At 76.4% G+C, this 21,919-nt stretch carries 17 protein-coding genes; 8 read left to right on the top strand and 9 right to left on the bottom strand.

Annotated elements, in window-relative coordinates:
- Positions 1-6: 6 nt before the first annotated feature.
- The 3 genes from aroA to hisN are packed head-to-tail and all read left to right on the top strand — an operon-like array spanning position 7 to position 3,212.
- Entirely contained in the window at positions 7-1,308 is a 1,302-nt protein-coding gene (aroA, locus tag HNR08_RS14120) for a 3-phosphoshikimate 1-carboxyvinyltransferase (protein WP_146832257.1), read from the top strand.
- A gap of 16 nt (positions 1,309-1,324) precedes the next feature.
- A complete protein-coding gene (rsgA, locus tag HNR08_RS14115; protein WP_146832260.1) occupies positions 1,325-2,389 on the top strand; it encodes a ribosome small subunit-dependent GTPase A in 1,065 nt (354 codons plus the stop codon).
- A gap of 28 nt (positions 2,390-2,417) precedes the next feature.
- On the top strand, positions 2,418-3,212 hold the full coding sequence (gene hisN / locus HNR08_RS14110) for a histidinol-phosphatase (RefSeq protein ID WP_146832264.1): 795 nt from the start codon (positions 2,418-2,420) through the stop codon (positions 3,210-3,212).
- A 27-nt stretch (positions 3,213-3,239) separates the two neighbouring features.
- On the opposite strand, the gene HNR08_RS14105 is transcribed toward hisN, so the two are convergent.
- Entirely contained in the window at positions 3,240-3,725 is a 486-nt protein-coding gene (locus HNR08_RS14105; RefSeq protein ID WP_146832266.1) for a DUF6912 family protein, read from the bottom strand.
- A gap of 262 nt (positions 3,726-3,987) precedes the next feature.
- On the opposite strand from HNR08_RS14105, the gene HNR08_RS14100 reads away from it, so the two are divergent.
- Entirely contained in the window at positions 3,988-4,713 is a 726-nt protein-coding gene (locus tag HNR08_RS14100) for an Rv3235 family protein (protein WP_146832269.1), read from the top strand.
- 90 nt (positions 4,714-4,803) lie between these two features.
- Here the strand turns inward: HNR08_RS14100 and secA are convergent, their stop codons facing one another.
- The 8 genes from secA to mtrA form a co-directional block, all read right to left on the bottom strand.
- Positions 4,804-7,635, bottom strand: coding sequence for a preprotein translocase subunit SecA (gene secA / locus HNR08_RS14095; protein ID WP_146832272.1), 2,832 nt, complete (start codon positions 7,633-7,635; stop codon positions 4,804-4,806).
- Positions 7,636-7,786: 151 nt separating this feature from the next.
- Positions 7,787-9,118 carry a winged helix-turn-helix domain-containing protein gene (locus HNR08_RS14090; RefSeq protein WP_146832275.1) on the bottom strand — a complete coding sequence of 444 codons (1,332 nt, stop codon included), beginning with the start codon at positions 9,116-9,118 and terminating at the stop codon, positions 7,787-7,789.
- Positions 9,119-9,354: 236 nt separating this feature from the next.
- Complete coding sequence (locus tag HNR08_RS14085) at positions 9,355-11,220, bottom strand: HNH endonuclease signature motif containing protein (protein WP_183835078.1); 1,866 nt, start codon at positions 11,218-11,220, stop codon at positions 9,355-9,357.
- Between the two features lie 146 nt (positions 11,221-11,366).
- Entirely contained in the window at positions 11,367-12,032 is a 666-nt protein-coding gene (gene hpf / locus HNR08_RS14080; protein ID WP_146832281.1) for a ribosome hibernation-promoting factor, HPF/YfiA family, read from the bottom strand.
- A 165-nt stretch (positions 12,033-12,197) separates the two neighbouring features.
- Positions 12,198-12,995 (bottom strand): ComF family protein, encoded by a 798-nt coding sequence (locus HNR08_RS14075; protein WP_146832286.1) that lies wholly within the window; start codon positions 12,993-12,995, stop codon positions 12,198-12,200.
- A 91-nt stretch (positions 12,996-13,086) separates the two neighbouring features.
- A complete protein-coding gene (locus HNR08_RS14070; RefSeq protein ID WP_146832289.1) occupies positions 13,087-14,814 on the bottom strand; it encodes an LpqB family beta-propeller domain-containing protein in 1,728 nt (575 codons plus the stop codon).
- A complete protein-coding gene (gene mtrB / locus HNR08_RS14065) occupies positions 14,811-16,637 on the bottom strand; it encodes an MtrAB system histidine kinase MtrB (RefSeq protein ID WP_276509335.1) in 1,827 nt (608 codons plus the stop codon). Before mtrB ends, HNR08_RS14070 begins: the two co-directional genes overlap by 4 nt.
- A complete protein-coding gene (gene mtrA, locus HNR08_RS14060) occupies positions 16,634-17,317 on the bottom strand; it encodes an MtrAB system response regulator MtrA (RefSeq protein ID WP_146832292.1) in 684 nt (227 codons plus the stop codon). The genes mtrB and mtrA overlap by 4 nt, the downstream gene beginning before the upstream one ends.
- A 176-nt stretch (positions 17,318-17,493) precedes the next feature.
- Between mtrA and HNR08_RS14055 the strand changes: the two genes are divergently transcribed.
- From HNR08_RS14055 to HNR08_RS14040, 4 genes are read left to right on the top strand one after another with little or no spacing between them, the layout of a single operon-like run.
- Positions 17,494-18,906 carry a DUF7847 domain-containing protein gene (locus HNR08_RS14055; RefSeq protein WP_146832295.1) on the top strand — a complete coding sequence of 471 codons (1,413 nt, stop codon included), beginning with the start codon at positions 17,494-17,496 and terminating at the stop codon, positions 18,904-18,906.
- Complete coding sequence (locus tag HNR08_RS14050; RefSeq protein ID WP_146832298.1) at positions 18,903-19,556, top strand: DUF4129 domain-containing protein; 654 nt, start codon at positions 18,903-18,905, stop codon at positions 19,554-19,556. The genes HNR08_RS14055 and HNR08_RS14050 overlap by 4 nt, the downstream gene beginning before the upstream one ends.
- Entirely contained in the window at positions 19,553-20,779 is a 1,227-nt protein-coding gene (locus HNR08_RS14045; protein ID WP_221286363.1) for a DUF4350 domain-containing protein, read from the top strand. Before HNR08_RS14050 ends, HNR08_RS14045 begins: the two co-directional genes overlap by 4 nt.
- Entirely contained in the window at positions 20,776-21,915 is a 1,140-nt protein-coding gene (locus tag HNR08_RS14040; protein WP_246802873.1) for an AAA family ATPase, read from the top strand. Before HNR08_RS14045 ends, HNR08_RS14040 begins: the two co-directional genes overlap by 4 nt.
- The last annotated feature ends 4 nt before the right edge of the window (positions 21,916-21,919 follow it).

The following is a 21,919-nucleotide window of genomic DNA, read 5'->3' as shown; positions in this document are numbered from 1 at the left end:
GCCCGCATGCAGACACCCGACGCCGCCGACTGGCCCGCCCCCACGGCGGCGCACCCGCTGGACGCGACGGTCGAGGTCCCGGGCTCGAAGTCCCTGACGAACCGCTACCTCGTGCTCGCGGCCCTCGCCGACGGCCCGGGTCGGCTGCGCGGGGCGCTCCGCTCCCGCGACACGCTGCTCATGGCGCAGGCGCTGCGGGACCTCGGCACCGGCATCGAGGACGACCCGGCCGCGCCCGGCGACTGGGTGGTCACGCCCGGCGCCTCCCGGGGGCCGGCGACCGTGGACTGCGGCCTCGCCGGCACGGTCATGCGCTTCCTCCCCGCGGTCGCCGCGCTGGCCGGCGGGCCCGTCCGGTTCGACGGCGACGCCGGTGCCCGGGTCCGGCCGATGGGCCCCGTGCTCGCGGCCCTGCGCGCCCTGGGCGTCACCGTCTCGGAGCACGGCGAGCCGGGGCACCTGCCGTTCACCGTCGAGGGCGCGGGCGCCGTCCGCGGCGGCGCGGTGGACGTGGACGCGTCGGGGTCGTCGCAGTTCGTCTCCGGGCTGCTGCTGACGGCCGCCCGGTTCGACGAGGGCCTCACGCTCCGGCACACGGGCCCGACCCTGCCGAGCCTCCCGCACATCGAGATGACGGTGGCCGTGCTGCGCGACGCCGGGGTCGTCGTCGACGACTCCGTGCCGACGGGCTGGCGCGTCGAGCCCGGTCCCGTGGCCGCGCGCGACGTCCGCGTCGAGCCGGACCTGTCGAACGCCGCGCCCTTCCTGTGCGCCGCCCTCGTCGCCGGGGGGACCGTCCGGGTGCCGGGCTGGCCGGCGGCGACCACCCAGCCGGGCGGGCTGCTCCCGGGCATCCTCGAGCAGATGGGCGCGACCACCCGCCTCGACGGCGACGTGCTGGCCGTCAGCGGCACAGGCACGATCCACGGCGTCGACCTGGACCTGCACGCCGCCGGCGAGATCGCCCCGACGATCGCCGCGATCGCCGCCCTCGCCGACTCCCCCACCCGGCTGCGCGGCATCGCGCACCTGCGCGGGCACGAGACCGACCGGCTGACCGCCCTGTCCGCGGAGATCACGCGACTCGGCGGCCAGGCCGAGCAGACCGCGGACGGCCTGGTCATCACGCCGCGGCCGCTGCACGGCGGCACCGTCCGCACCTACGCCGACCACCGGATGGCGACGTTCGGGGCGCTGCTCGGCCTCGCGGTGCCCGGCGTGCTCGTCGAGGACGTCGCCACCACCGCGAAGACCATCCCCGACTTCGTCGGGCTGTGGGACGGCATGCTGGGCGGGGCCGCGCGATGACCGGGGGCCGCTGACCGTGGCGCGCCGGGCGCTCGACGAGTCGGACGTGCGGGTCCGGCCGAGCCGGCGCGGCTCGCGCCCCCGGACCAAGACCCGCCCGGAGCACGCCGACGCCGAGCGGGCCCTCGTCACCGGCGTCGACCGGGGCCGGTACACGCTGCTCGTCGACCCCGACGGCCCGGCCGAGCGGGTCGCGATCGCCATGAAGGCGCGCGAGCTCGGCCGCGAGCGCGTCGTGCCGGGCGACCGGGTGGACCTGGTCGGCGACACCTCGGGGGCGGCGGGCTCCCTGGCCCGGATCGTGCGGATCGCCGACCGGTCGACCGTGCTGCGCCGGACCGCCGACGACACCGACCCCGTCGAGCGCGTCATCGTCGCGAACGCCGACCAGCTCGTCGTCGTCACCGCGCTCGCGGACCCCGAACCGCGCACCCGGATGATCGACCGCTGCGTCGTCGCCGCGTACGACGCCGGCATGGACGTGCTGCTCGCGCTCACCAAGGCCGACCTCGCCGACCCGGCGGAGCTGCGCGCGCTGTACGAGCCGATCGGGGTGCGCGTCGTCGTCACCCGGCTCGACGGCGACGACGTCTCCGGGCTCGACGCGGTCCGCGAGGCGCTGGCCTGCCGGGCGTCCGTGCTGGTCGGGCACTCCGGCGTCGGCAAGTCCACGCTGGTGAACGCGCTGGTGCCCGACGCCGCCCGGGCCACCGGCGTGGTGAACGACGTCACCGGCCGCGGCCGGCACACCTCGACCTCCGCGGTCGCGCTCCGGGTGCCCGGGCCCGCCGGCACCTGGGTCATCGACACCCCCGGCGTGCGGTCCTTCGGGCTCGCGCACGTGGACCCGGACCACCTGCTCGGGGCGTTCGCCGACCTCGCGGAGGTCGCCGAGGAGTGCCCGCGCGGCTGCTCGCACGCCGCCGACGCGCCCGACTGCGCCCTCGACGACTGGGTGGCCGCCGCGGACGACGACGAGACCCGGGACGCCCGCGCCGCGCGGGTCGACTCGTTCCGCCGGCTGCTCGTCAGCCGCACGGGCGCGGCGGACGCGGGGAGCGCGGCGGGCGCGGCGGGCTGACCGGCTGCTTCCCGCTAGGTTGGGGTCCATGACCCGGTACGACGACGACCTGCGCCTCGCCCACGTGATCGCCGACCAGGTGGACGGCCTCACGATGTCGCGCTTCAAGGCGCAGGACCTCCGGGTCGAGACCAAGCCCGACCTGACGCCCGTGTCGGACGCCGACCGCGCGGCCGAGGAGCTCATCCGCACGCAGCTGTCCCGGACCCGGCCGCGGGACGCCGTGCACGGCGAGGAGATGCCGGACACCGGGCACGGGCCGCGCCGCTGGGTGGTCGACCCCATCGACGGCACGAAGAACTTCGTGCGGGGCGTCCCCGTCTGGGCGACGCTCATCGCGCTGCTCGACGGCGACGAGGTCGTCGTCGGGCTCGTGAGCGCCCCGGCGCTGGGCCGGCGCTGGTGGGCGGCGCAGGGCTCCGGCGCGTGGACCGGCCGGTCGCTGGCGTCCGCGACCCGGCTCCAGGTCTCGGAGGTCGGCCGGCTGCAGGACGCGTCGCTGTCCTACTCCAGCCTGGGCGGCTGGGAGGAGCAGGGCCGGCTCGACCACTTCCTCGACCTGACGCGGCGCGTCTGGCGGACCCGCGCCTACGGGGACTTCTGGTCGCACGTCCTGGTCGCCGAGGGCGCCGTCGACCTGTCCGCCGAGCCCGAGCTCGCGCTGCACGACATGGCGGCGCTCGTCCCGATCGTCACGGAGGCCGGCGGGCGGTTCACGTCCGTGCAGGGCGTGGACGGACCGTTCGGCGGGTCGGCGCTGGTCTCCAACGGCCGGCTGCACCACGCCGCGCTGCAGGTCCTGGACCCGCTGCTCGACGACTGACGCCCGGCGGGCCGCCGCCCGCGCGGGTCAGCGGGGGATGCGGTCGAGCTCCGACACGTCGTACCAGAGCAGGTCCCGCTCGGCCAGGGCGTCCAGCGCCTCGTCGTCGCCGTCGAGCGCCCGCGCCACCTCGTCGCGCGCCGCGGGCTCGTCGACGTGCGCGCACACCACGAGGCCCAGCCCCGCCGGAGCGGTCAGGGTCACGAGGCTCGCCGCCTCGTCGTCCACCCCGGTGCCCTCCTCCGGGGCGCCGTCGCGCACCGCGTCGTCGGGCACCTCGACCGTGACCACCAGCCGCAGGCCCGGTGCGTCGGGCCGGGAGGCGAGCAGCACGAGGGCGTCGTCCGCGGCCATGAGCTGCGCGGCGAACTCCACGCCCTCCTCGTCCTCGTCCGGCAGCAGCGCCGCGAGGGCCGGGGTCACCCCGTGCGCGCGGCGGGGGGCCGCGAGCGGGGTGCCGGCACGCAGCAGGTCGTCGAGCTCGTCCAGGGTGGCAGGCAGGTAGAGGCGCACGAGTCCAGTGTGCCCGCACGGCGGCCGTACCTCGCGCACATCCGGGACCAAACGGGGCAGAACACCGCGACACACCGGCGGTTGTCCCCAGGCGGCCGGAGCGTGCTGGACCGGGCACGCCGTCCCCGGTAGACCTGGGCCTCCCCCTCGCGACACCCAGCCCAGGAGGACACATGACCATCGAGCTCCACCGGCACCGCTCGCACGCCCCCGCCCCCGATCGCGGCCCGGGCACCGGGACGCGCACCGCGGGGGAACCCGCATGAGCGCCGCGGTCGAGGTCCGCCTCGTCCCCGACCTCGACCCGCTGCCTCACGCCGAGCCTCCACCGGTGACCGCGATCACGGCCGTCCCCCGGGCCGGAGCCGCGGCCGGAGGACGCGCCTCGTCGGCGCAGGCAGGCGCCAGCGGGTCCGCGGGGTCCCCGGTGCGCTCGTCGTCCGCAGACCGGCCGGTGCCCCCGGAGCCGCCCCCGGGTGCGTGCCAGCCCGTCGTCGAGCGGCTCGGCGCGGGTCGTCTCGCCGCCTACAGCCACATCCCGCCCGAGCGGCCGGCGCCTGCCACCGTGGTCGCCGTCCCGCTGCTGCCGTCCGCCCCGTCCGCCGGCGGCTCGGCCTCGCTCGACCCCCGGCAGGCGTGCTGCATGGTCGCGCTCGCCGCCGTGGAGGTGCTCGCGGGCACCCGTCCGCTCGCCCAGCTGGCCCGCTGGGTCACGCCCGAGGTCTACGACGCGCTGGCCCGCCGGGCCGCCCTGACCGCTCCGCGCACCCGCGTGCTCGACCCCACCGCGGCGACGGCCGACCTGCAGAGCGGGGACGGCCCCCAGGTCCGGCGCCCGTCGGTGCGGCGCGTCCGGGCGTGCGCGGTCGGGCCGCACTCCCTGGAGGCCTCGGTGGTCGTCTCGCACGCGGACCGGGTCCGCGCGGTCGCGGTCCGGCTGACGCGGAGCACCGGGCGCTGGCGCGCGTCGGCCCTCGTGGTGGGCTGACCGGCGGCGCACCGGCCGAGGCGACGCACGAGGCGCCGGACCGGGCGGGGACGCGCAGCCCGCCGCCGGTCCGGCGCCTCGTGCCGGGAGTCAGCCCCGGCGGCGCTGCTGCTTGGCCGCCTTCCGGCGCGCCTCGCGGTTGCCCGCGGCGTCGTCGCCGGCCGTCTCGGGGGCGCCGGCGGCCGCGGGGGCGCCGGGGGCCGACGCGGCCGGACCGGCGGCACGCCGCCCGCCGCGCGTCACCTGGGTCCCCGCGTCACCGTCGACGCTCGGCGCCGAGTACTGCAGCGGTGTCCGCTGCTCGGGGCCGTCGATGCCCTTCGCCACGAGCACCGGCGCGGCGGCCGCCGGGGTGCCGTCGGTCGCGCCGTCCGTGGGGGCGGCACCGGCAGCGGCGCCCTCCGCTGCCGGGGCGGCGGGCTCGGCGACCTTGACCTCGAGGTTGAACAGGAACCCGACGGCCTCCTCCTTGATGGAGTCCGTCATCGCCTGGAAGAGCTGGAAGCCCTCGCGCTGGTACTCGATCAGCGGGTCGCGCTGGGCCATCGCCCGCAGGCCGATGCCCTCCTTGAGGTAGTCCATCTCGTAGAGGTGCTCGCGCCACTTGCGGTCCAGCACGGACAGCACGACGCGGCGCTCGAGCTGGCGCATGTTCGCCTCGCCGAGCGACTTCTCGCGCTCCTCGTACGCGATCCGCGCGTCGGACAGCAGCTCGGCCTTGAGCAGCTCGGGCGTGACCCGCCCGAGCCCGCCGGCCTGCTCGACGACCTCCTCGACCTCGATCGAGACGGGGTACACGGACTTGAGCGACGTCCAGAGCTGGTCGAGGTCCCAGTCCTCCGGGTGGCCGCCCGCGGTCGCGGCGGTCACGTAGTCGTCCAGCACGTCCTCGAGGAAGTTCTGCACCTGGTCCTGCAGGTCCTCGCCCTCGAGCACGCGGCGACGCTGCTCGTAGATGACCTCGCGCTGCCGGGACAGCACGTCGTCGTACTTGAGGACGTTCTTGCGGATCTCGAAGTTCCGGGCCTCGACCTGGGACTGCGCGGACCGGATGCCGCGCGTGACGATCTTCGACTCCAGCGGCAGGTCGTCGGGGAACCCGGCGCGCGTCATCATCGACTCCGCCATGCCGGAGTTGAACAGGCGCATCAGGTCGTCCTGCAGCGAGAGGTAGAACCGGGACTCGCCCGGGTCGCCCTGCCGGCCGGAGCGGCCACGGAGCTGGTTGTCGATGCGGCGGGACTCGTGCCGCTCGGTGCCCAGGACGTACAGGCCGCCGAGCTCCACGACCTCGTCGTGCTCGGCCGCGACGGCCGCCTTGGACTTCTCGAGGGCGGCGGGCCAGGCGGCCTCGTACTCCTCCGGGTTCTCGTTCGGGTCGAGGCCCCGGGCGGCGAGGTCGGCGACCGCCATGAACTCCGCGTTGCCGCCGAGCATGATGTCGGTCCCGCGGCCGGCCATGTTGGTGGCCACGGTCACGGCGCCCTTGCGCCCGGCCTGCGCGACGATCGAGGCCTCACGCGCGTGCTGCTTCGCGTTCAGCACCTCGTGCGGGACGCCCGCCTTGCGGAGCTTGCGGGACAGCAGCTCGGACTTCTCGACGCTGGTCGTGCCGACGAGCACCGGCTGGCCGTTCGCGTGCCGCTCGACGATGTCCGCGACGACCGCGTCGAACTTGCCCTCCTCGGCCTTGTAGACGAGGTCGGCCTGGTCGATGCGCTGCATCGAGCGGTTGGTCGGGATCGGCACCACGCCGAGCTTGTACGTGCCCTGGAACTCGGCCGCCTCGGTCTCGGCGGTACCGGTCATGCCGGAGAGCTTCTCGTACAGGCGGAAGTAGTTCTGCAGGGTGATCGTGGCGAGCGTCTGGTTCTCCGCCTTGATCTGCACGCCCTCCTTGGCCTCGATGGCCTGGTGCATGCCCTCGTTGTAGCGGCGACCCGGCAGGACGCGGCCGGTGTGCTCGTCGACGATGAGGACCTCGCCCTTGTCGACGATGTAGTCCTTGTCGCGCTTGAAGAGCTCCTTCGCCTTGATGGCGTTGTTGAGGAACCCGATCAGCGGGGTGTTCAGCGACTCGTACAGGTTCTCGATGCCGAGGTAGTCCTCGACGCGCTCGATGCCTGGCTCCAGGACTCCGATCGTGCGCTTCTTCTCGTCGACCTCGTAGTCGCGCTCGGGCTGCAGCCGGCGGACGACCTTGGCGAACTCGGCGTACCAGCGGTTCGCGTCGCCGGAGGCGGGGCCGGAGATGATCAGCGGGGTGCGGGCCTCGTCGATGAGGATGGAGTCGACCTCGTCCACGATCGCGAAGTGGTGGCCGCGCTGCACGAGCTCGTTCGTGCTCCACGCCATGTTGTCGCGCAGGAAGTCGAAGCCGAACTCGTTGTTCGTGCCGTACGTGATGTCGGCGGCGTACTGCACGCGGCGCTCGGCCGGGGTCTGGCCCTGGAGGATGACGCCGGTGGTCAGGCCGAGGAACCGGTAGACGCGGCCCATGAGGTCGGCCTGGTAGCCCGCGAGGTAGTCGTTGACCGTGACGACGTGCACGCCCTTGCCGGTCAGGGCGTTGAGGTACGCGGGGGCCGTGGCGACCAGCGTCTTGCCCTCACCGGTCTTCATCTCGGCGATGTTCCCGAGGTGCAGGGCCGCGCCGCCCATGAGCTGCACGTCGAAGTGCCGCTGGCCGAGCGTGCGACGCGCCGCCTCGCGCACCGCGGCGAACGCCTCCGCCATCAGGTCGTCCAGCGTCTCGCCCTCGGCGAGCCGGGCCCGGAACCGGTCGGTCTCCTCGCGCAGCTCGGCGTCGGACAGCGCCGTGAAGCTGTCCTCCAGCGCGTTGACCTGCTGGGCGATGCCCGACAGCTTCTTGAGGATCCGTCCCTCGCCCAGGCGGAGGACCTTCTCGAGGATCGCAGGCACGTGCACTCCCGACTCGCTGCGCCCCGCGCTGGTGTCGCGGGGCGTCCCGGCGTCCCGACCGCACAGCCGGGCCCGGACCATCGTAGGTGAGCGACGGCGACCGGCAGCAACCCGCGCCGGGCGACCGGGGCCGATCGGCGGGGGCCGGTCCTCAGCCCGCCGCGAGCGCGCCCGTCAGCGCACCCGCGAGCGACCCCTTCGGCTCGCCGCCGCGGTCCCCCACCACCACGTCCTCCAGCCCGAGCCAGCCCGCCAGCAGCCGGAGCTCGACCGCGAGGTCGGCCGCGACGGCGGCGGGTCCCTCCTCGCCGTGCGCCTCCCCCGCGCCACCTGGCGGCTCGTGCGCCGCATGCACCCGCAGCAGCCCCGCGCCCCGGTCGGCCTTCAGGTCCACGAGCGCCGCCAGCCGCTCGCCGCGCAGGAACGGCAGCACGTAGTAGCCGTGCACCCGCTGCGCCTCGGGCACGTAGATCTCGATCCGGTACCGCAGCCCGAACAGCTCCTCGAGCCGGCGGCGCTCGAAGACCAGCGGGTCGAACGGGCTCAGCAGCGCCCGGCCCGTCGCCCGCCGGGGCAGGTCGGCCTGGGCGTCGAGGTAGACGGGCCGGTCCCAGCCGGCGACCCGGACCGGGACGAGCGTGCCGTCGGCCACGAGATCCTGCACCGCGCCGCGGGCCCGGGGGCCCTTGAGCCGGAAGTAGTCGAGCAGGCAGCGCTCCGACGCCACCCCGTGCGCGCGCGCCGCGATGCTGAGCAGGCTCCGGAGCGCCTCGTCGTGGTCCGGCTCGGGCGCGGCGAGCACGTGCGGCGGGAGCACCCTCTCCGTGAGGTCGTAGCAGCGCTCGAACTGCGCGTTGCGCCGGGCCGAGGCGACCTGGCCGGTGAAGAAGAGGTACTCCAGCACGCGCTTGGCCGCGGTCCAGTTCCAACCCCACTCCGAACGCGTGCGCGGGTGATCGGACTCGACCCGGGCGTGCACCTCGCTCGCGGTCAGCGGGCCGTCCTCGGTGATCATCGCGAGGATCTCGTCGACGAGCGGCGAGAACCGCAGCGGCGCCTCCCGGATCACGCCCCATGCGTGGTCGAGGTACGCGCGCCGCCGCCAGCCGAGCAGCGCGTAGGTCTCCGGCGGGACGTACGACGCCTCGTGCGCCCACGTCTCCACCAGGCGGCGCGGGGCACGCCCCGAGGCGCGGTCGAGCAGGGCGGTGTCGTACGGGCCGATGCGGGAGTACGTGGGCATGAGATGCGCCCGGGCGAGCACGTTCACCGAGTCGATCTGCAGCAGGCCCACCCGGTCCACGACCTGCTGCAGGTGCCGCATCGTCGCCGGACCGGTCCGCTCTGGACGGGGGCGGTCGAGCCCCTGGGCGCGCAGCGCCACGCGGCGGGCCTGGGACAGCGACAGGGCGCCGCCGGGACGGTGCGCGGTGCCGGCACGGCGGGCGATGCGCGGCGCCGCGACGAGGGACTCGGTGACCATCGCCTCATCGTGCCGCCGACCACCGACATCGCGCCCGGCGCCGACCACGACCGGTCCCGCGCACCCCGATCGCGGCACCGGCGTCGTGGACCTCAGCCGCCGCGCCGAGTCCTCGGGACGGGCCCGTGACCGGCGGGGCGTCGGAACGGGGAGCCGGAGGGGTGTCGGAGCAGGCAGCGGGCGGGGTCTCGGAGCGGGGAATGGGCGGAGTGTCGGAGCGGGAGACCGGCGGGGTGTCAGAACGGGGGTTCGGCGTCGTGGGGGACGGTGGTCGTGTGGAGGGAGCGTCCGGTGCCGGGGCGTACGAGGTAGCGGTGGCCGGTGGGGGTGATCCACTCGAACAGGCCGGGTGCGATCTGCCGCAGCCGGAACCCGCCGACGGTCTTGAGGCGGTGGTGGGCGCGGCACAGCGGGCCGAGGTTGCCCGCGTCGGTGCCACCCAGGGGTGTGTCCGGTGGGGCGCCGGGTTGTGGGTGGTACTCGATCGTGTGGTCCAGGTCCGCGCGGGTGGCGGGCACGGTGCAGCCCGGTGCGGCGCAGGTCTTGTCCCGCACGCGCACGTGCTCGTCCAACGCGACCGGTGGTCGGTACCGGCGGCGTCCGACGTCGAGGGTCTGCTCGGTGAGCGGGTCGGTCAGGATCCGCTGCCAGTCGCCTCCGGCGGCCAGGGCGCGGGCGGTGACCGCGTCGATGGCCCCGTACCCCTCGAGGTCCCCGGGTTGATTGTCCAGTCCGAGCAGGGTGGAGGCGGCGATCGTGACCCGCACCTGGGCGCCCGGGCGGCCGCCGCACGTGCCGCAGCCGTTGGTGGTGCGGGTGCGGTGGGCGCGGGCGGCGAGGTCTGCGGCGTCGGGAGTGGAGCCGGCGCGGTTGCGGTGGGCCCGGGTGGCGAGGTCTGGGGTGTCCGAGGTAGCGGAGGCGGCGGGCACCCGGGTGCCCGCGGTGTCGGCTGGTGGTGTGCCGCCGGTGCCGGGATCGGCAGGCGCCTCGTCAGCCGCACGAGCGGTGGCCGCGTCAGGCGCGAGCTCCGGCGTGGGGAGCGGGACGGGCATCGGGGCGGGGATGGGGGTGATCGTGGCGGTCGGCTCGGGTGCCATCGGGCGCGCGTGCGTCGGCCCACCCGGGGTGGTCCACGCCCGGTCGACCGGCACCGGCCGCCGCGCGGGCGGGTGGAGGCGGACCTCGAACGCCGGACCCTCCACCGCCGGGACGTCGCCGACGATCAGGTCGCGCAGGCCGTCGGCGCGCAGCTGGTCCAGGGTGCGGGGATCACCCAGGGCGCGGGCGGCGCGGGCGGTGTGGTCCAGCACCCCGTCCAGGCGGGCCGCGTCCGCGGCGCTCAGCACGCACCACATCGCGGCCATCCCGTCCGGCCGCCGCCGCGGGTGCGTCACCCGCCGACCCTCGCGGGCCGTGGCGTGCCGCAGCGCGGCACCCTCGGCGTCCACCAGGGCGATCGCGTGCTCCACCCGCTGCTCGAACTGCGCGTGCGAGCACTGGTCCGCGTCCGGCAGCACCGCATCCTCTACCGCCAACGTCGCCTCATACGGCAGGTCCCGTGCCCGACGCACCAGAGTGTCCGCCTTACGGGCATCCACATGCCCGGTCGCCAGCGCCTGCCCGGTCGCCTGCAGCAGCCCGTCCAGCAGCACCGCATCACGCACCACCCGGCTGGCGGTCAGCACCGGCAACCGCAACCGCATCCCCACCTCACCGGCCACCACCCGCTCCCGCCCCACCGGCGCCACACCACGCCCCGGGGTGCGGTCGGGGTCCATCGTCGGGCGCACCACCAGCTCGGCCACCGCGGCGAGCTTGCCGGCGTGCGCGGAGGACTCCATCCGGTCCCAGGCGGCCACCACCTCGACCACGACCCCGGCGGGCAGCACCGACAGGTCCAGACCCCGCAACCACGCATCCAGCTCGGGCCCCGGCGGGCACGCCGCGATCGCCTCGATCTGCCGCTGCTGCGCCGTCCGTGCTCCGCCCGCTTCCGGGTCGAGCCCGTACTCCGTCAGGCACCGACCGTCGTCCCCGTACCGGGGCAGCACCACACCCGCGGCGGGATCACCGTCGGGGTGTTCGTGCAGGTCAGATGCCATGAACCGACACTACCGACCCCCACCGACACCCGACCCGGGCCATCCACAACCCGCACGCCGAACGGCCCCTGTGGACGACCCGCACGCACGCGGACGCCCGCCGACCGGAGGGTCGTCGGCGGGCGTCCGCGTCGATCAGCCGGGTGTCAGCGCGGGGCGGCAGCTCCGGCCGGCGTCGCGATGCCGTTGCCCGTGGTGGTCACGGCGGCGTCGAGCTTGATCACGCCGTAGCTCCACCCGCGCCTCCGGTACGCGACCGAGGGCTGGGCGGTCTCCGCGTCGACGAACAGGAAGAAGTCGTGCCCCACGAGCTCCATCTCGTAGAGCGCGTCGTCGATCGTCATCGGCTGCGCCAGGTGGATCTTCTCCCGGATGACGACCGGCGAGTCGCCGAGGGTCGTCTCGATGACGCCGTCCTCCGACGACGTGGGCGCGGGCTCGAACTCGGGCTCCGGCTCGAGCGCCGTGGGGAGGTCCCCGCCGGGCACGGGCGTGGGGATCCGGCCGCGGTGGTTCTTGCGGCGGTCGCGGGCGCGCCGCAGCCGCTCCGCGAGCTTGTCGATCGCCAGGTCGAAGGCCCCGTAGCGGTCGTCCGCGCATGCCTCGGCCCGGATCACCGGTCCCTTGCCGACCACCGTCAGCTCGACCCGCTCGGCGGCCGCGGCCTGCCGGGGGTTGGGCTCGTGGGTCACCTCGACGTCGATGCGCTGGGCGCGGGGCGCCAGCGGCTCGAGCCGCGCGAGCTTGTCCTCGACGTGTCGACGGAACCGCTCGGGGACGTCGGTGTGACGGCCTGCGACGACGATCTCCATGGGATACCTCCTGGAGGTCCGGGGGCGGGTCCTCCCGCCCGGCAACGTGCTTCGAACGCCCACGTGGGGGGCGGGTTGTCGGCACCACCTCCTCGCGCGGGCACACCCGCCGAGACCCGGTAGCCGGGCGACGTCCGTGCCGCCCGACCGCTCTGGGGCACCACGCTAGCCCGGGTTCGCCCCGGGTTCCAACCAGGCTCCCGGCGCGTCCGGCGGAGGGGTGACGGCGAGGACCACGGCACCCACCGGACGGGCGCCGACGGCCTCCAGCGCCGACCGGCAGGCGGCGAGGGTCGCCCCGGTCGTGAGCACGTCGTCGACGAGCAGCACGTCGCTGCCCGCGAGCACCGGCCGCGACCGCGGACGCGCCCGCAGCCGCCCGGCGAGGTTGGCCGCGCGTCCCCGCACGCCGAGCCCGACCTGGTCCCGGCCCCGCCCGGCCAGCCGCAGCGCCCGCTCGACCGCGACGGGGCGCCCGGCCGCGAGCCCGTCCGCGAGCCCGTCCGCCAGCCCCCGGGCGACCCGGGCGACGAGGTCCTCGCCGCGTCGCGCCAGGCCGAGGGGCGAGGGCGGTGCGGGCACCACGAGCAGCGGCACCCGCCCCGCGGTCGCCCCCGCGACGGCACCGACCCCGACGCCGACGGCACCCGCCGCCACGACGCCCGGCGCCGCCCGCGCCGCCACGGCCGCGAACCACGGCGTCACGTCCGCGCGCCCGCCGTCCTTCCACGCCCCCACCGCCCTGCGGACCGGCCCGGTGTTGACCGCGAGCGCCGCCACCGGCAGCACGGTCCCGTCCATGCGGTCCAGCCGCCCGGCCACGTGCTCGCACCGCAGCGGCGGCCCGGACCACCGCCGCAGGCACCGCGCGCAGAGCGCCCGGCCCGGGGCCCCGCAGCCGGCGCACGTGACCGGCAGGACGAGGTCCGCGAGCTCACGGAGGACGGTCGGGAGCGGCGGCACGGCCCCACGGTGGCAGCACTCCCCTGCCGGTCGCGGCCGTGGTCCCCAGGAACCGCCCCCACCCGCAGCCGGCGCCGGGCTGTGGACGGCGTCAGCCGGCGAAGCCCGGGTCGCGCACCGCCTCGCCCGCGGGCTCGCGGCCGACCGGCTCCCAGCTCGACCCGGACCTCCCGAACAGCTCGCCCTCGGAGGTCGCGACGTAGAGCTCGGTCTCGCCCTTGCCGCCGGCGATGTCCACGGAGTCGACGATCGCCGAGCGCGTCTGCGCCTGCCCGGACAGCGGGACCAGGTGGTAGACCGCCGTGGTCGTGCTGCCGGACCGGCCGAGCACGCCGAGCGTGTTCTCGTCGACCCAGACGACGCGCGTCGCGTCGACCAGCGTCACGCCGGTGCGCGACGCGACGCCCAGCACCTGGGGCGTGCCGGAGTCGTCCCGGACGATGGAGGCGACGTCGACCCGGACGCCGTCGGTGCCGTCGGACACGACGGCCACGCGGGTGGCGTCCCGGGCGACCCGCACGGAGCGGACCGTGCGGCCCTGCAGCCAGTCCGACTCGACCGCCACGCTGGTCCCGTCGACGTCCACCGCCGTGAGCGCGCCGCCGTGGTCGGGCGACGCGGTCCACACCCAGCCGAGCCGGTCCACGGACGGCGCCGCCAGCGCGGAGGCCTGGAGCAGCGTCCGGGACGGCTGCCCGGCGACCGGGACGGTGACGAGCCGGTCGGGCCCGGACAGAACGACCCGCAGCGAGCCGGAGCCGTCGCGCGCGGGGTCCCGGGCGTCGAGCCCGGTGAGCGGCTGGACGTCCTCGACCGGCACCAGGCTGCCCTGCACGAGCTGCACGAGGGTGTCGCCCTGCAGGGCCTCCAGGGCCCCGCCCCAGTCCTGGCCGCGCTCGAGGTCCGCCGCCTCCGCCCCGAGCGGCACGCCGCCCGCGGTGACCTCGACGGTGCGCACGCGCGCGATCCGGAGCGACGCCTCGAGCTGGGCCTGCATGAGCGCACGGTCCTCGGGTTCCGCGGGGAGCCCGCCGGCCGCGAGGCTGACCGCCGCGACGCCGTCCTCGTCGACCGACACCGCGTCGGGCTGCAGCGAGGCGCCCTCGGGGACGGCGCTGCGCACGGCGTCCCGCAGCCAGTCCGAGGGGCCCGCGATCAGGGCGCGGACGATCGAGGTGGCGAGGTTCCGCAGCGGGAACCAGCGCGTCTCCGGGACGAGGAACGTGCCGTCCTGGGAGAGGAAGTACAGCGTGGCCGACCGGTAGATCGCCTCGAAGTTCGGCTCGGACAGCACGACGCCGTCCTCCAGGCCGGAGATCCGCCACTGTCCGCCGGAGTCCTGGACCAGGTCGAAGACGAGCTGCTCCTCGGCGTCCGGGCCGGCCTCGGCGTACCGTCCCTCGTCGTCGACCCGCGCGGCGACCCGCACGTTCACCGCGACCTGGGACGGCTCCTTGAGCACGATGTCCGGGCTGGACGCCGTCGCGTAGACGACGACCCGGTCGCGCGGGCTCCACGAGCGGCGCGCCTCGCCCGAGAGGTACTCGCGGGCGTTCCGGAAGTCGTCGCCCGTCTCCGACGAGGTGGTGTCGCGGCTGAAGCCGGCGGCGCTCGCGCCGAGGAAGCCGCGCACGATGTCCTCGGGCGTGCCGTCCTGCGGCGGCGGGTCGCCGAGGGGCTCGACGGCCCCCTGGTCGTTGGTCCCCTCGACGCCGATGCCGACCGGGCCGGACGTCGGGATGCCGACGCACGCGGTCAGGGCCGCGAGGACGAGGGCGAGCACCGCGGCCGCCCGGGCGCGCCGTCCGTGCGTGGTCATGCGCCCTCCCCGGGTCCGTGCTGCGCGTGCTCGCGGCGGCGTGCGGCGGCCTGCTGCGCCTCACGGACGCGCTCGACCACCTCGAGCGAGCCCGTGGTCGGCGGCAGGTCGGGCAGCGCGGCCGGGTCCACCCCGCCCTGCTCGGCGTCGCCGCGGTACCGCGCGGGCTCCGCCTCGGGCGCGGCCGGCGGCTCGAGCGGCAGCGGCGAGTCGGTGAGGACGATGCCGGCGCGCCGGGGCAGCGTCAGCCGGAAGCAGGCACCCTGCCGCGGCCGGCCCCACGCCTCGAGCCAGCCGCCGTGCAGGTGGGCGTCCTCCAGCGAGATCGCCAGGCCCAGCCCGGTGCCGCCCGTGGTCCGGGCGCGCGCGGGGTCGGCGCGCCAGAACCGGTCGAACACGTGCGCCGCCTCGTCACGCGTCATGCCGACGCCGCGGTCCCGCACCGTCACCGCGACCGCGCGCTCGTCGGCGCCGACGGTGATCTCGACGTCCGAGCCGTCGGCGTGCTCGATGGCGTTGACCAGCAGGTTCCGCAGCACGCGCTCGACGCGGCGCGGGTCGACGTCCGCGACGCAGGTCGTCTCCGGCTGCTCCACCGACAGCCACGTGCCCTTCGTCGCGGCGAGCGGGACGGCCTGGTCCACGGCGGCGTCGACGATGCCCCGCACGTCCCGCGCCTCGGCGTCGAGCACCGCGGCGCCCGCGTCGAACCGGCTGATCTCCAGGAGGTCGCCGAGCAGGTCCTCGAACCGGTCGAGCTGGGTGTGCAGCAGCTCGGCGGACCGCCGGACCGCGGGCTCGAAGTCGTCCCGGGACTCGTACAGCATCTCGCCGGCCATCCGGACGGTGGTCAGCGGGGTGCGCAGCTCGTGCGACACGTCGGAGACGAACCGGCGCTGCATCGCGGACAGGTGCTCCATGCGGACGATCTGGTCCTGCAGGCTCTCCGCCATGCCGTTGAACGACGCGCCGAGGCGGGCCATCTCGTCCTCTCCGCTCACCGCCATCCGCTCCTCGAGGCGGCCGTCGGCGATGCGCTCCGCGACGTGCGCGGCGAGCCGCACCGGGCGCACCACCTGGCGCGTGACCAGCCAGGTCATCGTGACGAGCAGCGCGACGAGCGCGACGGCGCCGATCGACAGGACGCCCAGGAGGAAGTCGAGCCGGTCCTGCTCGGCCTGCAGCGAGTAGAGGAAGTACAGCTCGTACGAGCCGGCCGCGGGGACGGTGACCGCCTGCCCGACGACCAGCCCGGGCTCGACCCGCCCCGTCGCCGACGAGTCCGCCGGCCACGCGACGGACTCCCAGCGCTGCCCCTCGTCCTGCGACGTGGCGTCCCGCAGCGCGTCGGACACCAGCGGCACGAGGTTGGAGTCGGTGGCCTGGGAGTTCACGAGGATCGGCACCTGCTGGCCGCGGCTGCGCAGGATGAACACCTCGCGCCCGCCCGACCCACCGGACTGCAGCCCCCGCACCATGTCGATGAGGAGCTGCTGCACCTCCGGGCCCGTGGTCGCCGTCGAGGCGTCGAACGTCGCCTGCGCCTGGGAGGCCGCGCGCGCCGACTCGTCGAGGAGCTGGTCCACCCGCGCGGTGAACAGGCCGTCCCGCACGCTCACCGACAGGTAGCCGCCGAGCACGACGAGACCGACCATGCCCGCGGCGAGCGTCCAGGTGATGACCTTCGCCTGCAGCGAGCCGCGCCAGCCGCGGAGCACGCGGCGGGCGCGCGTGGCCGAGCGGACGGTGACCAGCCGCCAGACGCGCGCGGGTCGCCGACCCGCGCCGGGGCGGCCGCCGCCCGCGGGGGGTGCGGTGCTCACGGCGGCGTCGCGCCCGCCTTGTAGCCGACGCCGCGGACCGTCACGACGATCTCCGGGCGCTCGGGATCGGCCTCGATCTTCGACCGCAGCCGCTGCACGTGGACGTTCACCAGCCGGGTGTCGGCGGCGTGCCGGTAGCCCCACACGCGCTCGAGCAGGACCTCGCGGGTGAAGACCTGCCACGGCTTGCGGGCGAGCGCGACCAGCAGGTCGAACTCCAGCGGGGTGAGCGGGATGGGCACGCCGTCGCGGGTGACGCGGTGCCCGGTCACGTCGATGGACAGGTCGCCGATCCGCAGGTGCTCGGGCGCCGGCTCGTCGCTGCGGCGCAGGCGCGCGCGCACCCGCGCGATCAGCTCCTTGGGCTTGAAGGGCTTCGCGATGTAGTCGTCGGCGCCCGACTCGAGGCCGAGCACGACGTCCACGGTGTCCGCCTTGGCGGTGAGCATGACGATCGGCACGCCCGACTCCGCCCGGATCAGGCGGCACACCTCGGTGCCGTCCTTGCCCGGCAGCATGAGGTCGAGCAGCACGAGGTCCGGCTGGGTGGCCCGGAAGGTCTCCAGTGCCTCGTCCCCGTCCGCGCAGAAGACCGGCTCGAACCCCTCGGACCGCAGGACGATGCCGATCATCTCGGACAGGGCGGTGTCGTCGTCGACCACGAGAACGCGTCCCTTCATCGCACCATGATGGCACCCGGCGGGCCCCGACCGTGCCGGGCGCCGCCCCGGGGCCCCCGGACGGAGCAGGCGCCCGCTCACGGCCTGACGTGGCACGATGGCCGCAGCCGTGCCGCGCGCGCCCCGAGGCGCCGCGCGGCGCCGACGACCGCCGGTGAGCACGAGGGAGCCACGCCATGAGCACGCCGCACGACGAGGGGCGCTCCGAGGACGCGCCCCGGCTCGGCGAGGAGCCCCGGCCCGCACCGCGGTACGGGCAGTACGCGCCCCCGGGCTGGCAGGCGCCGGGCGCCGCGCCGGCCCCCGCGCCCGGGACCGCGCCGAACCCCTGGGGCGACGCCGCCACCCACCCGGGCGGAGGCCGTCCGGGTGGTGCCCCGCAGCCCGGAGCGGGCGCGCCGCAGCAGCCGACGGCGGGCCACGGCCAGCAGCCCGGGTACGGCCAGCAGCCCGGCTACCCGCAGGCCGGCCCCGCCGCGCCCGGCGGCCACGGCCAGCAGCCCGGATACCCGCCGCCCGGGTACGCGCAGCCGGGGTACCCGCAGCCGGGGTACCCGCAGCCGGGGTACCCGCAGCCGGGGTACCCGCAGCCCGGCTCCCCCGCCGGCTACGGCTGGGGCCCCGCTCCGTACGCCCCGCCGGTCGCGCAGCCCGGGATCATCCCGCTGCGCCCCCTGAGCCTCTGGGAGATCTTCGACGGCGCCTTCCGGGCGATCCGGCACAACCCGCGCACGATGTTCGGCCTGACGGCCGTGGTCGTCGCGGTCGCCACCGGCGTCGGGGCGCTGGTGCAGTGGTACGTCGCCGGCCTGCTCGCCAACGAGGTGAACGGCTGGTTCGGCAGCCAGGGCGTCCCCGACGCGAGCGTCGAGCTGGTGGGCGACTCGTTCGGCTCGTCGCTCGCCACGTTCGCCAGCGTGCCCCTGACCGCGCTGGCCACGTCGATCCTCACCGGCCTGCTCATCCTGTCGGTCAGCCGGTCGGTCATCGGGCAGCGCGTGGCGGTCTCCGACGTCGTGCGCGGCTCGGGCAAGCGGGTGTGGTGGGTCATCGCCTTCGGCCTGCTCCAGGGCGTCGCGGTCCTCCTGGTCACCGGCGCCGTCGTCGGCCTGGTGGCGCTGGCGTGGGCGACCACGGAGAGCGTCGGGCTCGCGGTCCTCATCGGCCTGCTGGGCCTGGCGGTGCTGGTCGTCGGGGCCTTCTGGCTGACGGTGCGGACGATGCTCGCGCCCGCGGCGATCATGCTCGAGGGCGGCGGCTTCTGGGCGTCGGTCGCCCGGGCGTGGCGCCTCACCCGCGGCAGCTTCTGGCGGCTGCTCGGGCTGTACCTGCTGGTCTCGATCCTCGTGGGCATCGTGGCGTCGCTGGTCGCCATGCCGTTCAGCATGGTCGCGACGCTGACCCTGGACGACCCGTTCCTGACGAGCGGCCCGGCGATCGCCCTGCTGGCCGTCGGCCAGGCCCTCGGCAGCACCGTGAGCGTGGTGTTCATGGCAGGCGTGATCGCGCTGGCGTACATCGACGTCCGGATGCGCCGCGAGGGCCTCGACGTCGAGCTGGCCCGGGCGGCGGGAGACGCCACGCGGTGACGGCGGTCGCCGCGCAGGTCCCCGTCGTGCCCGACGCCGACGAGGCGCGCCGCTGGATCGAGCGCGAGCTCGCCGACCCGGTGTACCACCAGCAGCCGAGCATCCTGCGGCGCGTCCTCGACTGGCTGGCCGAGCTGTTCGACGGTGCGAGCGGCGTCGCGCTGGGCGACGTCGGCACGCTGCTGGTGGTCGTGGGGGCGCTGGCGGTCGTCGTGGTCGTGACGTTCCTGGTGACCGGCCCGGTGCGGCGCAGCCGGCGGCTGGCGCGTGCGGGCGCGGTCCTGGGCGACGACGACCGGCGCTCGGCCGCCGACCTGCGCACCGCCGCCGACGCGGCAGCCGCGCGCGGCGACTGGGCCGCGGCCGTGGCCGACCGGTTCCGCGCCGTGGTGCGCGCGCTCGAGGAGCGCACCGTGCTGGACGAGCGGCCCGGCCGCACGGCGCACGAGGCCGTCGAGGCCGCCGGGGCGCGGCTGCCCGCGCACGCGACCGACCTGCGGACCGCGGGGCGGCTGTTCGACGACGTCGTGTACGGCGACCGCACGCCCGGGCCGGGTGACGACGCGGCGCTCCGCGAGCTGGACGCCCGGCTCGCCGCGACCCGTCCGACGCTGCCCGCGGGCGTCGGGGCGGACGGGGGTGCCCCGTGAGCACCGCCACCCGCCCCGCCCCGCCCGCCGGCGGCGACGTCGTGCTCGGCGACGGCACCACGGCCGCCGGGCGCGCCCGCGGTCGCTGGCGCCGGTACCGCTGGGTCGTGGCCGTGGCGGCCGTGCTCGGCATCGGCGTGCTCGCGGCGGTGCTGCCGGCGCCCGTGCGGTCGACGACGCCGCTCGCCCCGGACAACCCGCACGAGGGCGGTGCCCGCGCGGTGGCCGAGGTGCTCGGCGAGCAGGGCGTCACCGTCCGGTACGTGCGCAGCACCGCCGAGGCCGTCGCCGCGGCGGAGGCGGGCAGCACGCTGCTCGTCACCAGCGACTGGCTGCTGTCCGACGAGCAGACCGACGCGGTCGCCGGCACGGAGGCCGACCTCGTGCTGCTCGACCCGTCGACCCTCCTCCCGCGGACCGTCCCCGGGCTGGACACCGCGTGGTCCGCGGGCGGCACCCCCACGACGCTGGTCGCCGGCTGCACCGACCCGGACGCCGCGGCCGCCGGGACCGTGACCGCCGCAGGCGCCGGCGTCGTCCCCACCGGTGCCGAGGCGCCCGCGGGCACCGCCCTCTGCTTCCCGCTGCCCGGCACGGAGCCGCAGGCCTACCTCTACTCGGCGTCCGAGGTCGACGGCCGGCGGGTCACCGTGATCGGCGACCCCGGGCTGCTGACCAACGCGCGCGTGGCCGCCGACGGCAACGCCGCCCTCGTCCTGCGGGCCCTCGGCCGGAACGCCGACCTGGTCTGGTACGTGCCGTCGGCGACCGACCTGGGCACCGGGGAGGCGGCCGGGCCGGGGCTCACCGACCTGCTGCCGCCCGCCGCGCGGCTCGTCCTGGTCCAGGCGCTCGTCGTGCTCGTCGCGCTGGTGGTCTGGCGCGCGCGCCGGCTCGGGCGGGTCGTCACCGAGCCGCTGCCCGTGGTCGTCCGCGCCGCCGAGACCACCCGCGGGCGCGGCCGGCTGTACCGGGCGGCCCGCTCGCACGGGCACGCCGGTGCCGCCCTGCGCGCCGGTGCCGCGGACCGGCTCGCCCGCCGGCTCGGGCTCCCGCGCTCCGCGGACGCGCCCGCCGTGATCGCCGCCGTCGCCCGGGCCGCCCGGCGCGACGAGACCGAGGTCCGCGACCTGCTGTACGGACCGCCACCCACGTCGGACGCGGGCCTGGAGACCCTGGCCCGCCGGCTCGACCAGCTCGAGAGCGAGGTTCACCCCACGTGACCGACCACCCCGCCCCGAACCCGTGGCAGCCGGACGCCGCGCCGGTGCCGCCGCCGGCGCCCGCGCCGGTGCCGGTGCCGGACGCGCACGGGCTGCCGCAGCCCGCGCCGGCGCCCGTCGTGCCCGCGCCCGCCGCGGCCGCCGCGGCCCCCGCCGCCCCCGCACCGGCGCCCGCCCCCGAGCCGTCCCGCGAGCTCCGCGAGGCGCTCGGCGCCGTCCGCACCGAGGTCGGCCGCGCCGTCGTCGGCCAGGACGCGGCCGTCACCGGCCTGGTGATCGCCCTGCTCTGCCGCGGCCACGTGCTGCTCGAGGGCGTGCCCGGCGTGGCCAAGACCCTGCTCGTGCGCAGCCTGTCCGCCGCGCTGGACCTCGACACCAAGCGGGTGCAGTTCACCCCGGACCTCATGCCGGGCGACGTCACGGGCTCCCTGGTGTACGACGCGCGGACGGCGGAGTTCTCGTTCCGCGAGGGCCCGGTGTTCACCAACCTCATGCTCGCCGACGAGATCAACCGCACGCCCCCGAAGACCCAGGCGTCGCTGCTCGAGGCCATGGAGGAGCGGCAGGTGTCGGTGGACGGCACGCCGCGCCCGCTGCCCGAGCCGTTCGTCGTCGTCGCCACGCAGAACCCCGTCGAGTACGAGGGCACGTACCCGCTGCCCGAGGCGCAGCTCGACCGGTTCCTGCTCAAGCTGACCCTGCCGCTGCCCGAGCGCGCCGACGAGGTCGAGGTCCTGGCCCGCCACGCCGCCGGCTTCGACCCGCGCGACCTGAAGGCCGCCGGGGTGCGGGCCGTCGCGGGCAGGGACGTGCTGGACCGCGCCCGCGCGGAGGTCGCCCGGGTGCAGGTCGCGCCCGAGGTGCTGGGCTACGTCGTCGACCTGGTGCGGGCCACCCGGCAGTCGCCGTCGCTGTCGCTGGGTGTCTCGCCCCGCGGCGCGACCGCCCTGCTCGCCACGTCCCGCGCGTGGGCCTGGCTGTCCGGGCGCCCGTACGTCACGCCCGACGACGTCAAGGCGCTCGCGCACCCGACGCTGCGGCACCGCGTGCAGCTGCGGGCCGAGGCCGAGCTCGAGGGCGTGACCGCCGAGTCGGTGCTGGACACCGTGCTGGCGTCCGTGCCGGTCCCCCGCTGAGGCG

Source organism: Cellulomonas hominis, from assembly GCF_014201095.1.
Taxonomy (GTDB): domain Bacteria; phylum Actinomycetota; class Actinomycetes; order Actinomycetales; family Cellulomonadaceae; genus Cellulomonas; species Cellulomonas hominis.
This window is presented reverse-complemented; position numbering and strand designations above follow the sequence as displayed.

Excerpts from the sequence above, each read along its gene's own strand:
- aroA (WP_146832257.1), top strand. The coding sequence starts at position 7 with ATGCAGACACCCGACGCCGCCGACTGGCCCGCCCCCACGGCGGCGCAC.
- hisN (WP_146832264.1), top strand. The coding sequence starts at position 2,418 with ATGACCCGGTACGACGACGACCTGCGCCTCGCCCACGTGATCGCCGAC.
- HNR08_RS14100 (WP_146832269.1), top strand. The coding sequence starts at position 3,988 with ATGAGCGCCGCGGTCGAGGTCCGCCTCGTCCCCGACCTCGACCCGCTG.
- HNR08_RS14090 (WP_146832275.1), bottom strand. The coding sequence starts at position 9,118 with ATGGTCACCGAGTCCCTCGTCGCGGCGCCGCGCATCGCCCGCCGTGCC.
- HNR08_RS14085 (WP_183835078.1), bottom strand. The coding sequence starts at position 11,220 with ATGGCATCTGACCTGCACGAACACCCCGACGGTGATCCCGCCGCGGGT.
- hpf (WP_146832281.1), bottom strand. The coding sequence starts at position 12,032 with ATGGAGATCGTCGTCGCAGGCCGTCACACCGACGTCCCCGAGCGGTTC.
- HNR08_RS14070 (WP_146832289.1), bottom strand. The coding sequence starts at position 14,814 with ATGACCACGCACGGACGGCGCGCCCGGGCGGCCGCGGTGCTCGCCCTC.
- mtrA (WP_146832292.1), bottom strand. The coding sequence starts at position 17,317 with ATGAAGGGACGCGTTCTCGTGGTCGACGACGACACCGCCCTGTCCGAG.
- HNR08_RS14055 (WP_146832295.1), top strand. The coding sequence starts at position 17,494 with ATGAGCACGCCGCACGACGAGGGGCGCTCCGAGGACGCGCCCCGGCTC.